This is a genomic window from Fusobacterium sp. (assembly GCF_029258315.1).
Classification (GTDB): Bacteria; Fusobacteriota; Fusobacteriia; order Fusobacteriales; family Fusobacteriaceae; genus Fusobacterium_B.
In genome coordinates this window covers 14,227-28,348 of sequence record NZ_JARHZE010000110.1, presented here as the reverse complement: position 1 = coordinate 28,348, position 14,122 = coordinate 14,227, and the positions used below count along the sequence as shown (strand labels likewise).

The window sequence follows — 14,122 nt, the reverse complement described above, 5'->3', positions numbered from 1 at the left end:
AGAAAATAAAAGAATCAAACTTCTCTTAACGAAAAATTTGATTCTTTATAGATAAATGCAATTTGGGATAGTTTAATTAAATATACCTAGCTCTTTTGAGCTTAATATTTAATAGAAGTGATCTTTCTCTTCTAAATAAATTATAATATACCAACGTTAAAATAATGTTTATTTAATGTAAAAAAATTGTAAAAAATTTTAACTAATTAATGTATAATCTAATATATCATTATTTTTTAAAAGTTCCTTTTCAAAATAAAATAAATTTATAGTTTTATTCATAGAAAATGTACATTCAACCAGATTTTGATTATAATCTTTCCACAAAATTTTTACTATTTTTATTTGATTAATCTCTTTTGAAAATCTTTCTTTTAATTTTAAAATATCTTCTGAGTTTTTTAAGGTTAATAAAACTTTTATTCTTTTTTGATTATAAATATAGGACTCCTCTAAAATCTTTACTAAAATTAAAATTATACTAATCATCATAAAAGAAAATATTGCTAATTTTAATAATCCATATCCAATAACTAATCCTAAACAAGCACTTATCCATAAAGTTGCTGCTGTTGTTAATCCTTGGACATGTTCTTTAGTTTGAATTATGGCTCCACCACCTATAAATCCAACCCCTGATATAACTTGAGCACTCAATCTTGTTATATCACTTGTTTTTAAAATATTTTCTTGTAAAATAGCAATCATCGTAGCTCCAAGGCAAACTAAAGTTAATGTGATTAATCCTGCCGGTTTTCCTTTTAATTCTCTCTCAAGTCCTATTAATCCACCAAAAATTACAGATAAGAAAATTCTTATATAAACATCATTTCCCATTTTTTTCCTTTCTATTTATTATTTCTTATTTTTCTTTTTCCCCTCTCTACCATATACATAGTATACAACTAAACTTGAGATTATCATTAAAGTAACAGAATAAACATATACCATTGCTTTAGCCGACATATCTGCTTCCACTGATGTATTTTTCATAATAACTATTCCCAATGGTTCTAATAGAGGGTGATATAAAAATACTGATAAATCATAATCCATTAGTAAAGAATTAAAGTTTAATGCACCAATAGCTAATGTTGATGGTAAAATTATAGGTAATACAACTTTTCTAAAAGTATAAAAAGTTGAAGCTCCCATTGATTTTGCTGCTTCTTCTAATGAATCTTCCACAGAGAAAAATGCAGCTCTTAACATTCTGAATGAAAAAGGAATTTTTACTACCATATAAGCTAGAACCATTATTATTGGAGTTCCCACTAAAACTCTATTGAATATTATAAATTTTGGACTATCATAAGTAGTCATAAATCCTAAAGCAATTAATGTTGATGGTAACAACCAAGGTATTAAACAAGAATACTCATAAAATCTTGCTATTTTAGTATTTTTCTTATGAATTAATTTTGATATTATCAAAGTAAAAATAATAACTCCTATTGAAGCACTTGCAGAATAAAATAAACTTACAACATATGGTTTAAATGATGAAATATCTGTAAATAATTTTTTATAATGTTCCAATGTTAAATTTGATAAATCCAATCTTCCAGCTATTATAGAATTTATATCTGAAAAAGAAAATAAAATAACTATTATTATTGGGAACATATAAATTAAAAATATTATATAAGATATTATATGAACAACTATATTCACAACTTTATTTTCAATTTTTTGTTTCTTTAAAACTGTTTTTGCTTTTGAAACTGAAATATAATTTTTTCCTCTCTCAAGTTTATTCATAAATAAAAGTATTATTATTGTTACTATTCCTAAAATAATAGATAATAACATAGCGATATCTCTTGAATAACGAGATTTAGCTAAAATAATTATCATTGGATTTATAGTTTGAAAATTCTCTCCTCCCAAAATAAGTGGAGCAGATACTGCACTCAATCCAGTTAAAAAAGTTAAAATAGTTAAAGCAAATAATACTGGTTTTAAAATAGGGATTAATATTTTTAAAATTATTGTTGAATCCTTAGCCCCCATATTTCTTGCAGCTTCTATTATTTGATAATCTGTCCCTCTTATAGCATTCGTTAAAAATATCAAATGATTTGATGTACAAGCAAAAGTCATTGTGAATAAAACTGGCAAATAACCTTCAAACCAATTCAAAGGAAGAGTTGGAAATATTTTTATTAAAAATGATGTTACTATTCCTGTCTCTCCATAAATTAATTTATACCCTGATGCTAATATTATTCCACCATATATCATTGGTGTAAAATATCCTAGCTTCAATATTTTACTTCCCTTTATATCGAAATATTCTGTAATAAGTACTATAAATATTCCAAATATATTAACAGTTAAAGATAAAGAAACCGCTAATATAAAACTATTTACTAAACTTTTCATTGCTCTTTCTGAAGATAAAAGTTTATCAACAGCTCTTAATGACACATCTCCATTTACAACAAAAGTATTTTTTATCAAACTTACATTAGGATATATAATAAATGAAATTATTATCCAAATTAGAATTCCGTTTAATAAAATTTTATTTTTATTATTACTCAAATAATTTAAAAATTTATTGTTCATTTTCATCACCAAATTGCATTATATTTTCTAAGGATAAATATAATTTAATTTCTTCATCAATCTTTGGTAATATTTTTCCATTATTTTTTTCTATATTTCTTATCTTTACTCCGTTTATGTCATAAGTAATTTTACTAAAAATTCCAGAGTATTCTACATCAATTACTTTTGCCTTTAATTCTAAATCAGAACTCTTTATCTTTTCGGAAGAAATATTTTCTAATCTAATATATAGTGGAGTTTCATAAGAGAAATATTTTTCAAGACCTATATTCTTAATTTCTTTTGGCTCTATCTTATTAATTTCCCCTATAAATTCACATACAAAAGGAGATTTAGATTTTGTATATATTTCTTGTGGTGTTCCAACTTGTTCTATTTTTCCTTTATTAAATACTGCAATCCTATCTGAAAGTGTTAACGCTTCTTCTTGATCATGAGTTACATAAATTGTTGTAATCTTTAAATCTCTCTGTAATTTTTTTAATTCGTTTCTCAATTCTACTCTTAGTTTTGCATCTAAGTTTGATAAAGGTTCATCTAAACATAAAATTTTAGGATTTAATACTAGTGCTCTTGCTATGGCTACTCTTTGCTGTTGTCCACCTGATAATTCAGAAACATTATTGAATAATTTTTCCGGAATAATTTGAACTTTATCAGCAACTTCTCTCACTTTTTTATCTATATATTCTTTTGGAAGTTTTTGAAGTGTTAAACCAAAAGCTATATTTTCGTAAACAGTCATTGTCGGGAAAAGAGCATAGCTTTGAAATACTATACTTACACCTCTTTTTTCAGTAGGCATTTTTGTAACATCTGTTTCTCCTATAAAAATTTTTCCTTTAGTTGGATAAGAAAATCCAACTAAAGATCTAAGAGTTGTTGTTTTTCCACAACCAGAAGGGCCTAACATTGTAAAAAATTCACCCTCATTTATTTCTAAATTTAGATTGTCAATTGCTACATAATCTCCATATTTTATTTGAACATCATTAAATTTTATCATTTTCTTCTCCTATTTTATAAATTCTAATTCTATTTTCTCTATCCAAGAATCAATATTTTCACTAATAAACTTCCAATCTAAATTTTGTATTTTAACACTTTCAACTAACTCTTTTACTTCAGCTGGAGCTTTTTCTAATGCTGCTGGATGAGCTGGAGCTGTTCCAAATTTTTCTGCCCATTTAATTTGAACCTCTGGAGATCCTAACCAATCTGCAAATTTTTCAACCTGTTCATTGTCACCTTTTTTATTTACAAGAGCAATTTGTTCTACTACAAACGGAACCCCTATTTCTGGTTTCATTACCCCTAGTTTTATATTATTTGCTTTTTGTCTTTCTAAGGCACCTGATCCCCATAACATTAATATTGGTCTTTTACCTGACATTAAATTACCAAACCAATCTTCCTCTCCTCTTTCTACATAACCATTAGTATATAGTTTCTTAGTCATTTCCCAACCATCTTTTGATATTTTAAGTTCACCATTATCATCTCTATATCTTGAAACCACACTAGCCATTACAGCCTTTCCAGTTCCACCATTAGTTCCAAACATAAAATATTTCCCTGTAAATTTTGGATTTGTTGCTAAATCTGTCCAATCTTTTGGAATATTTTCTCCATTTATTATATCTGTATTATATACTGCTAATAGTGGTGTTACTGTTACTGCATTATAATATCCCTCTGCATCAGATAATCCTTCTGGAATTTGATCAGCCCAGCTAGGACTAAATTTTTTCAAAATATTTTCTCTTTTTAATTTCTCATATTCCATATTATTTAAACCAAAAATTACATCAGCTATCGGATTATTTTTTTCAGCTAATAATCTGTTAGTTATATCTGTTCCACCAGCACTAACTATATCTAAATTAAATCCATTTTCTTTTGCATATTCTTTTAAAAATTCACTTCTACCATTAGAACCTGAATTTGTATAAAGAATTATTGAATCATCTTTTGCTCCACAACCAATTAATGTTAACGCTAACATAGCTCCTAAAAAAATTTTTTTCATATTTTTCCTCCTATTTTTTATTTTATAAAACGTTTCTATAATTTTTAACTAATGCTGGCCAATCTGTTTGTATTATATCTACTCCTTTATCAATTAGCCATCTCCAACCTTCTCCATCATTTAATATAGATAAATTATCATCATAATGTGCACTTAAATTAAATCTACTTCCTAGAGTAATTGAGTTTATCCAAATTTTTATATTTTTATTTTTCAAATAATTTAAAAACTCATTTTCAATTACCTCTGAATCTTCACTTTCAAATAATAATTCTGCTGCAACCATATTTATTTCTGGTACCATAAATTTTAATACATCTTCTTTTTTTGATGCTATTACCATGTACATTAATTTATTCTCATTTTTTGTTAAAAAATCAAATGCTTCATCTGTTGGATGTGTTTTTATTATTATCTGATCTTCCATCTCTAATTTTTTTACTAATTCAAAAACTTCTTTTAAATAATCCCAACTTCTATCTAAGTTGATAAAACATTTTCCTTTTAAACTTAATAATAAATCTTCTAATCTATTAACTCTTTGACCTGTTTTTTCTCCTAAAACATTTTTATAGTCCAACTCATCTATTTCTTTTGATGAAAGAGTTTTTATATTTTCTTCTATTCCAAATCTTCTTGGCTCTTCTCCATCGTGAAATGCATAAAGTACTTCATCAGTAGATTTTATTACATCCATTTCTACTATATCTGCTCCCATTGCTAAAGCAACTTTTGAAGATAATTCAGTATTATCTATTACACTTCCACCAAAGCTCCCTCTATGTGCAGCTATTAAAAATCCTTTTTCTTCTAATTCTTTGTAAAAATCTTTTTTCATTTTTCCTCCTGAACAGTATTTATTTTAATTCTATTTTGTACTTTCTCTAATAATTAAACTGCTTTGAACTTCCTCTGATTTCTCTTTATTTCCATCCATTATATTTAATATTTTTTCTAAAAGTTTTTTAGCTAGTTCTTTATAATTCATAGATATTGTTGTTAAAGATGGAATTGTATATTCTGATAATGGCAAATTATCAAATCCCATAACCTTTATATCTTCTGGAACTTTTATATTATAATTAAATAATTCTCTCATTAAAACTATTGCTTTTTCATCACCATTTACAAAAAAACATTCCGGTAATTTTTCTTTATACTCTTTTACTAAATTTTTAATTTCTAAAGATGTATTAATATTTCTAATTATTTCTAAATTTTTTAAGTCTTCTTTTTTATTTTTATATGCCTCTATTACACCATCTACCCTCTGTTCATTCATAGGACTTGGACTAGCTGATACAAATATTATTTTTTTTATATTTTTTTCCAATAAATATTCAGTTGCTTTCAAACTAGAATAAAAATCATCATTGCTTACATAGATATTTTCTTCTTCATAACTTTTTCCAAAAATTATAAATGGTATTCTATTTTTTTTCAATAACTCTATTCTCTTATCATTTTTTTCTTCATAAAAAATAATAGCTCCATCTATAAACATACTACTTTTATTTATCAAAGATTTTTCTAATTCTTCATCTTTATAATAATGTTCAACTAAAATTGATATATCAGACCTCGTATTTTTTAAAATTATTTCGTTTACCAATGTATTTGTCCAAATTGTTGCCTTATGACCTGATTTTCTTTTTAATAAAATTAAAATATTTTTATTCTTTTTAGCTACTAATGACTTAGCATAGAAATTTGGTTTATATCCATATTCCTCTATAATTTTTAAAAGTTTTTCTCTTGTTTCAGTTTTTACCTTTGTATCATTATTAATTACTCTTGAAACCGTTTGTGTTGAATATCCACTTAATTTTGCTATATCTTTTATTGTTATATTTTTCTTTTCCAAATCAATCCCTCTTAAAATATGTTATCGTTAACATTTTATAGAACAAGTATAACACATAGGTTTTCTTTTGTAAAGTTTTTTTAATTTTAAAATATTTATTACTATTTTAAAACATATATGATAAAATATTTTATAGAGTTATTATATAATCTAGACGTTAAAAGTTTATTTATTTAATGTAAAAAAAATGTAAAAAATTTATTAAGGAGGATTTAAATGGATTTTTTAAATATGGATATCAATATTGCATATAGTATGATCAATATGAAACTTAGAGATTTTTATTCATCTCTGGATGATTTTTGTGAAGATATGGATATATCCAAACAAGAACTTATAGAACATTTTGAAGAAAATGGATATAGTTATAATGAAAATACAAATCAATTTTTTGCAAAATAAAAAAGCTGTCTTTAATCAAACAGCTTTTTATTTTAACTATATTTTTATTATAAGTTCTATCAATGATCCAACCACTATTCCAAGAATAACAAATAAAGTTTTTCCTCTATAATTTACTAAAAAATAATTTATTATCTTTGTGAATAAAAGTATTCCTATTCCAACACCAACACCAAAATATAAAAGAGGAATTATATTAACAGCTCCGATATAATTTATTATATTTTCATGTTCACCTAAAGCCAGAAGAAGTAGAGATCCAGAGATTCCTGGTATTATCATAGCTCCACCTGCTAAAGCTCCACATAGAGTTAATTTTAACCCATATAATGTTGTGAATACATCTTGTTTTGCAAATGAATTTCCTGAAAACTTATAAGTTATCATAAAAAATCCTATAACAAACATCAATCCAAAGGCAAAAGCTAAGATATTTTTTACATTAGAAAAATTTTCTCCTTTTATTATCACTGGTATTGAAGGTAAAACTAGGATTATAAATGCACCCTTTGTGTAAATTGGATAATTTTCATATAAATATCCTATAATCTTAGCAAAAGCAAGTATTCCTACTCCACAACCAATTAAAAGAGGAAGTAAAAATTTAATATATTCTATTTTCTTCGCTTTATCTGCTTTAAGAAAATTTGCTATAGCATCAATTAATTTATCATATATTCCAAATAAAACAGCCATTGTTCCACCAGAAACCCCTGGAATTACATTAGCTACACCAATACCGATTCCTTTAAAAAAATTTAATAAAAACATTTTTCTCCCCTTATTTTTTTAGTTTATTCTTAAAAAATTCTGGTAAATCATTTTCAATTTTTACATTATATTTTGGTATTTCACAGTAAAAAGAATTTAAGTATAAATTCTTTTCCCCATCTTTTATCCCATAACGAGTATCCCCAACTATTGGATTTCCCATATCAGATAATTGTACTCTTAGTTGATGAGTTCTTCCTGTTAAAAGTTCCCCCTCTAAAAGAGTATATTTTTCATATCTATCAATCACCTTAAAATGAGTTACTGCCACTTTTCCCTCTTGATCATCTTTAGAAGTTACAACAACCTTGTCCTCTATTTTTTTAAGATAATTTTCAATTGTAAAAATATTCTTTTTAATATTTCCATGAACTAAAATATAATATTTTTTTCTTATATTATTTTCTCTTAGCTCTTCAGCTAAAACTCTTGTAGAAATTTTATTTTTTGCTCCAATTACCAATCCAGAAGTTTTTTTATCTATTCTATTTATAAAATTAAAATCATCTGTTTCATAATAAGATTTAAACATTTCAGAGATTCCATAGTCAAATCCACTTCCTTTGTGCATAACCACATCTTTTTCTTTATTGAAAACTATTAAATCATCATTTTCAAAAACAATATTCTTAACTAAAAATCTCTTCTCTTCATCACTAAGTTTTAAAAATACTTTTTCCTCTTCCTCTTGAAGATTTCCAATTCCTATAAAGATCTTATCTCCCTCTACAAGACGATAGTTTTCTTTTTTCTTTTTATTATTAACTTTAATTTTTCCAATTCTTAAAGCCTTAAAAATTTCTGTTAATGGAACATCTGAGAGTTTTTTTCTAAGATATCTATCTAATCTTACTCCCTCGTTATCTTTTTCTATTATATATTTCATAATTATCCTCTATTATTTTCCAGTATGACCGAATCCACCTTCTCCTCTTTCTGTTTGAGAAAGTTCTCCCTCTACTAGATCCATTTGATAAACTTTTCCTAAAACTAACTGTGCTATTCTTTCACCTGGAGTGATTACAAAATCCTCTTTGCTTAGGTTTATCATTATAACTCCGATCTCTCCTCTGTAATCAGAATCAATTGTTCCTGGAGTATTCGCCATAGATATTCCGTATTTTAAAGCTAGTCCACTTCTTGGTCTTACTTGCACTTCATATCCTACTGGTATTTCCATTTTTATCCCTGTTGGAACCAATACTCTTTCTAAACTTCCTAAAGTGATTGGCTCTTTTATATTAGCTCTTACATCCATTCCTGCTGAGCCTTCTGTCATATATACAGGTTTTTGTACTCCCTCTTCTAATACTACTTTTACTACTACTTTTTCCATTAGTTTAATTCTCCTTCATTTATATTTCCAAGAACTGTTAAAGAATAATATTTTTCATCAAATATCTCTTTTGCAATCTCCTCTATATCTTTTACTGTGATTTGCTCAATCTCATTTAAAATATCATCAAGATCTTTTATCTCATTATAGAATAAATAAGAATTTGCCATTCTTGTCATTCTTCCCTTGCTACTTTCTAAACCAAAAGTAACAGCACTTAAAAATTGGTTTTTGCTTTTTTGTAATTCTTTTTCACTTATTCCATTATTTTTTATATCTTGGAACTCCTCCTCTATCAATTTTATTACCTCTTTGTAATCTTTTAGAGTTGTCCCTGCATAGATAGTTATTATTCCCCCCTCTTCAAAAGATGAAGTATAACTATAAACTGAATAAGCTAGCCCTCTGTCTTCTCTTATTTTTTGGAAAAGTCTTGAACTCATATTTCCACCTAAAGTATTTGCTAAAATAGCAACTTCATATCTTCTTTTATCTATGGCAGACTTTCCTATTGTATTAAAACATAGATGAACTTGGTTACTATCTTTTTTTATAATAGTTTTGGGAGTTTTTACTTCCATTTTTCCATTATATTCTCTTATTTTTTCCACTTTCTTTATTTTTCCAAAACCAGAATTTAATTTTTCAAAAACTTCATCTTCCGAAAAATTTCCAGCTATTGAAATAACCATATTTCTTGGACTGTATTGTTCTGTAAAATAGTTTAAAATTTTCTCCCTTGTAAGCCCTTGAACACTCTCAACACTTCCTAAAATTATATTACTCTGAGGACCATCTATTACTAGATTTCCATTTTTATCGTGAATTATCTCCTCTGGAATATCCTCATACATATTTATCTCTTCTATAACTACACCTTTTTCTCTTTCGATATTTTCATCTAAAAAAGTTGAGTTTAAAAACATATCTGTTAAAATATCTACACCTATTTCAAGTCTATTAGAAAGCATCTGTGTATAATAAGTTGTTACTTCTTTTCCGGTATAAGCATTTATTATTCCACCAACATTGTCTATCTCTTCTGAAATATCCTTAGCACTTCTATTTTTAGTCCCTTTAAACATCATATGCTCTATAAAATGAGATATTCCCTCTTCACCGGGTAACTCATTTTTTGCTCCTGTTTTTACAAAAACTCCCAATGACGCACTGCTTATCCCCTCAATTTTATCCATTAATAAAGGTATTCCATTGTCTAAAACTTTTATTTTTATATTATCTGACATAAAATTTTCTCCTAATACTCAGCCTTTTCTATAAAATATATTCCAACTATTAAAAATATTATATTTGGTATCCAGCCACAAACAAAAGGATTTAAATATCCATTTTTTCCATAAGCCTCAAATGATGCGTGAACAATATAATATCCATAACCTAAAAATATACTAATTATTACATTTATAGCTGATGAATTTCTAACATATCTACTTCCTAAAGCCAATCCCAAAAATACCACTATAAAACTTGCAAAAGGGAAAGAATATCTGTTAGCAATTTCAGAAATTCCATCTCTTGTATCTATTCCCGTATTTTCTAGTTTAGAAAGTTCTTTTTTTAATTCTCTATTATTTAATATTCTTGGATCAACTAAAAGAGCAACAAATTTTTCTGGTTCCTCTTTATATTCAGGTGAAGAATACTCCTTTAAATTCTCTTGAGTTTTTGACTCCACATTACTTATTTTTACATCTTTTAATTTCCAAACCTTTTCATCTTTATCAAAGTTTGCTGTTTCTGCAAAAATAACTCTGTCTATTTTATCAAAATTATCATTTAATTCTATAATCTTAACTTTTTTAGCTTTTCCATCAATAACATTTAAATAATCAAACATATATAAGTTATTGTGATCATCTCTTATAAATCCATTTCTTTTTTCTGTTGGTAAAAGAGTTGAAATAACATCCCCTTTTAATTCTCTTTGTTTTTTCTCCCCTTTAGGATATAAATATCCATTTACAATAAATACTAGGATAGAAATTATAAAAGAGATTATAAGAGGAAAACGAATAATTCTTTTAAAACTTATTCCAGCAGTTTTTAAAGAAATTATCTCCAAGTTACTGGCCATCTTGCTTATAAACATCAAAGCTCCTAAAAGTACAGCCAATGGAGTTACATTCATTATTATTTTTGGTAACATACAAAGAATATATAAAACTCCCTCTCCCGGAGTTAATCTTCCCTCTCCAACATATCTAAAAATTTTAAAAAGTTGACTCAATATAAATATATTTATAAAAGCAATTAAAGAAATAAGGAAAGATTTTATAAAACTTTTACTGATATAAATATCTAATTTTTTCATCATTATATTAACCTTACCTTTCTTGAATATAGTATAAATGTATAAATATATAAAATAATATTAGGTGTCCAAACTCCAACAAAAGGACTTACTATTCCTCTATATGAAAATACTACTCCTATATTTAAAAGAACAATATATAAAAATATTACCACTATCCCTATTCCAAAATTTATTCCTTTTCCAGATCTTGAATTTCCAATAGAAAGTAAAACACCTAAAATTGCTAAGGCTATTGTTGACATAGGAACAGCTATTTTTCTATTTATCTCTACTATGTAAGGTATTCTTTCTGCCCTATCTTTTTTCTCTATCTCTTTTCTTAACTGTTGTATGTTCATTCCCTCAATATCTTTTACTTTTACACTCATATCTTTAAAATATGATGTGAATGGAACTCTTTTTTTCTCAAAGTTACCAGTTACAACCAAGTTTCCTTTTTCATCATATCTATAAAAATCTGCATCTTTCAGTGAAAGAGCTGCATCTTCCCAATTTGCAGTTTTTCCCAATACTAAAGTTGGATATTGCGAATCTTCCTCTTGTATCATAACTAAAACTTTCTCAGCATCTTTAGTTTTTTTATTGATAGAATCTATATATATTTTATAATTTGCAAATCCATCTATTAAAACCTTATCTCTTAATTGGAAAACAGGATTTTCATAAACCATTTTATATGAAAGTTGTTGTAATTTTATAAATGATCTTGGAACCAAACTTTCTTGTAAGAAAAATATAAATAAAGTTGCCCCTATTCCTATCCAGATTACAGGTTTTAAAATTTTATTTAAAGAAACACCCATAGAATTAAGAGCTGTTATCTCACTATTTTTTGTAAAATTTCCAAATGTAATCATTATTCCTAAAAATATTCCCATTGGAATAGTCTGAGAAAGTATCATAGGAAGATAAAAAGATATCATCCTTGCCACATCTATCACAGATAAACCTTTTACAAGTATACTTTCCATCATAGATACTATTATTTCTATTAAGAAAATAAAAGTAAATAGAGTTATTCCAAATACTATTGATAACTTAGATTCTTTTAATATATAGTCGTTTATTATCTTCATCTATTTACTCCCCTATTAATTTATTCATATATTTTTCTACCGACCTATCATTTTTTATTTCTTGAATTTTTGCTTTTAGATTTTCAGGAATATAAAAATCCACATTATCAGTCATTTTTAAAAAATATTCATTTACAATACTGTCCTCTCCTAATTTTCTAAGAGGTTTTATTTTTTCTTGACCTACATTATAGAAAGTTAAAATTATAGCACAAACTAAAACTCCTTTGGCTAAACTTACCCCTCCTCCTAAAATTCTAAAAAACATTGAAGTTTTTTGATTTTTTAAAAATAAATTCAAAAGATGTAAAATTATAGTAATAGTCATAAAAACTACTAAAAATGTAATTGCATAAACATAAGTTTCATCTTGTTTCTTTAATAATTCTTTTGTGATTTCACATAGGCTTGGAGTTATTTTATGAGTTATATATAAATTTATCAAAATTCCAAAAGTTGAAATAAACTCCACTATAAATCCATTATTCAATCCACATATAACTGACCAACCTAAAATGATTAATGTTATAATATCTAAATACATAGGATCTACCTCCTTATACTATTTTCACCCATAACGCTTTTAAATATAGTGTCTCTGGAATATGTAATATCCAAGGGTGATCTGCTGGTTGATAATTTATTCCTATCACTTGTAACATTTTTCCATTGTTTGATGCTGCCATTCTAGTAACCTCTAATAAATCTTGAAGTCCTATATGATAAGCACAAGTGATAACTCCTAAAATTCCACCTTTATCCATTAATTTGAAACTACTATTACATAATTCATAGAAGAAATCTCTTCCTCTTTTAATATCTATTTTCTTTTTTATTAGAGAAGGAGGATCTAAAGTTATTACATCATATTTTTCTCCTCTTGTTATTAAAGTTTTTAACAACATAAAGGCATCTCCCTCTAAAGTTTCAAAAGAATTTGTAAATCCATTTAATTCATAATTTTTTTTGCAAAGTTCTAATGCATGAGGCTCTTTATCTATTGCTACAACTTTTTGGCAATTTTCTTTTAAGGCTGCCATTGAAAAACCACCACTGCTTGAGAAAACATCTAAAAATCTTGTTTTTTCATTTAAAAATGGTCTTATAAATTTTCTAGAATCTCTTTGATCTAAGAAAAATCCTGTTTTTTGTCCATTTACAATGTCGATAGTATATTTTAACCCATTGTCTTCCATAACTATCTCTTCAGGAATCTCTCCATATATAACCCCTGTTTTTTCCTCTACACCTTCATGAACTCTATTTTCAACATCACTTCTTTCATATATCCCTTTTGGTTTCATATATTTTTTTATAGCATTGATTATAGTCTGTCTAAAAACTTCTACTCCAGAATTTCTAAATTGGATAGAGATATATTTTTCAAATTTATCTATAACCAATCCAGGTATTCCGTCTGCTTCTGAGAAAAATACTCTAGTACAATTTGTTTCAGCCTTTAAGAAATCTCTTTTATCATAAGCTTCTTTTATTTTTCTATATATAAAATCTTTATCTATTGGTTCATCTATAGTAGTTAATACACGAACAAAAGCTGATGTTCCTTCTGTGACATAACCTCTTCCAACAAACATCATATCTTCTCTTACTACATCGACTACATCTCCATTTTTTATCTCTCCAATAGTATATTTTATTTCATCTTTAAATACATTTGGATAAAAATTTTTTATCTTTTTTTCTTTATCTTTTAATAGTACTACTTGTGCCATTC

15 protein-coding genes are annotated in these 14,122 nt (G+C 26.3%); 1 reads left to right on the top strand and 14 read right to left on the bottom strand.

Translation table 11 applies throughout. From position 1 onward, the window contains the following. Positions 1-198: 198 nt before the first annotated feature. Genes Q1J48_RS07585 through Q1J48_RS07560 form a run of 6 tightly spaced genes read right to left on the bottom strand, consistent with a single transcriptional unit; the run spans position 199 to position 6,467 of the window. Entirely contained in the window at positions 199-837 is a 639-nt protein-coding gene (locus tag Q1J48_RS07585; RefSeq protein WP_300362395.1) for an MgtC/SapB family protein, read from the bottom strand. An 18-nt stretch (positions 838-855) separates the two neighbouring features. Then, positions 856-2,571: an ABC transporter permease gene (locus Q1J48_RS07580; protein ID WP_300362392.1), complete on the bottom strand. Its 1,716-nt coding sequence runs from the start codon at positions 2,569-2,571 to the stop codon at positions 856-858. After that, positions 2,561-3,580, bottom strand: a complete 1,020-nt coding sequence (locus Q1J48_RS07575) for an ABC transporter ATP-binding protein (protein ID WP_300362389.1) — start codon at positions 3,578-3,580, stop codon at positions 2,561-2,563. The genes Q1J48_RS07580 and Q1J48_RS07575 overlap by 11 nt, the downstream gene beginning before the upstream one ends. Before the next feature lie 9 nt (positions 3,581-3,589). Then, positions 3,590-4,603: an extracellular solute-binding protein gene (locus Q1J48_RS07570; protein ID WP_300362386.1), complete on the bottom strand. Its 1,014-nt coding sequence runs from the start codon at positions 4,601-4,603 to the stop codon at positions 3,590-3,592. 22 nt (positions 4,604-4,625) lie between these two features. Next, the gene (locus Q1J48_RS07565; RefSeq protein WP_300362384.1) at positions 4,626-5,441 is read right to left on the bottom strand and encodes a glycerophosphodiester phosphodiesterase family protein; all 816 of its coding nucleotides are present in this window, start codon (positions 5,439-5,441) and stop codon (positions 4,626-4,628) included. 30 nt (positions 5,442-5,471) lie between these two features. Continuing rightward, complete coding sequence (locus Q1J48_RS07560) at positions 5,472-6,467, bottom strand: LacI family DNA-binding transcriptional regulator (RefSeq protein WP_300362381.1); 996 nt, start codon at positions 6,465-6,467, stop codon at positions 5,472-5,474. A 216-nt stretch (positions 6,468-6,683) separates the two neighbouring features. Here Q1J48_RS07560 and Q1J48_RS07555 point away from each other — a divergent pair, with 216 nt between their 5' ends. Continuing rightward, on the top strand, positions 6,684-6,869 hold the full coding sequence (locus Q1J48_RS07555; RefSeq protein WP_300362379.1) for a DUF4250 domain-containing protein: 186 nt from the start codon (positions 6,684-6,686) through the stop codon (positions 6,867-6,869). A 36-nt stretch (positions 6,870-6,905) separates the two neighbouring features. On the opposite strand, the gene Q1J48_RS07550 is transcribed toward Q1J48_RS07555, so the two are convergent. From Q1J48_RS07550 to Q1J48_RS07515, 8 genes are read right to left on the bottom strand one after another with little or no spacing between them, the layout of a single operon-like run. After that, complete coding sequence (locus tag Q1J48_RS07550; protein ID WP_300328102.1) at positions 6,906-7,640, bottom strand: DUF368 domain-containing protein; 735 nt, start codon at positions 7,638-7,640, stop codon at positions 6,906-6,908. A 10-nt stretch (positions 7,641-7,650) separates the two neighbouring features. Further along, entirely contained in the window at positions 7,651-8,529 is an 879-nt protein-coding gene (locus Q1J48_RS07545) for an RluA family pseudouridine synthase (protein WP_300362400.1), read from the bottom strand. Between the two features lie 9 nt (positions 8,530-8,538). Next, positions 8,539-8,976, bottom strand: a complete 438-nt coding sequence (gene dut, locus Q1J48_RS07540; RefSeq protein ID WP_300362377.1) for a dUTP diphosphatase — start codon at positions 8,974-8,976, stop codon at positions 8,539-8,541. After that, entirely contained in the window at positions 8,976-10,223 is a 1,248-nt protein-coding gene (locus tag Q1J48_RS07535; protein WP_300362374.1) for a M16 family metallopeptidase, read from the bottom strand. Before Q1J48_RS07535 ends, dut begins: the two co-directional genes overlap by 1 nt. A gap of 11 nt (positions 10,224-10,234) precedes the next feature. Next, positions 10,235-11,308 (bottom strand): LptF/LptG family permease, encoded by a 1,074-nt coding sequence (locus Q1J48_RS07530; RefSeq protein WP_300362372.1) that lies wholly within the window; start codon positions 11,306-11,308, stop codon positions 10,235-10,237. A gap of 2 nt (positions 11,309-11,310) precedes the next feature. Beyond that, positions 11,311-12,387, bottom strand: coding sequence for an LptF/LptG family permease (locus Q1J48_RS07525; protein WP_300328090.1), 1,077 nt, complete (start codon positions 12,385-12,387; stop codon positions 11,311-11,313). A gap of 4 nt (positions 12,388-12,391) precedes the next feature. Beyond that, complete coding sequence (locus tag Q1J48_RS07520; protein ID WP_300328087.1) at positions 12,392-12,931, bottom strand: CvpA family protein; 540 nt, start codon at positions 12,929-12,931, stop codon at positions 12,392-12,394. A gap of 13 nt (positions 12,932-12,944) precedes the next feature. Beyond that, the gene (locus Q1J48_RS07515) at positions 12,945-14,120 is read right to left on the bottom strand and encodes a class I SAM-dependent rRNA methyltransferase (protein ID WP_300328085.1); all 1,176 of its coding nucleotides are present in this window, start codon (positions 14,118-14,120) and stop codon (positions 12,945-12,947) included. Positions 14,121-14,122 lie beyond the last annotated feature (2 nt).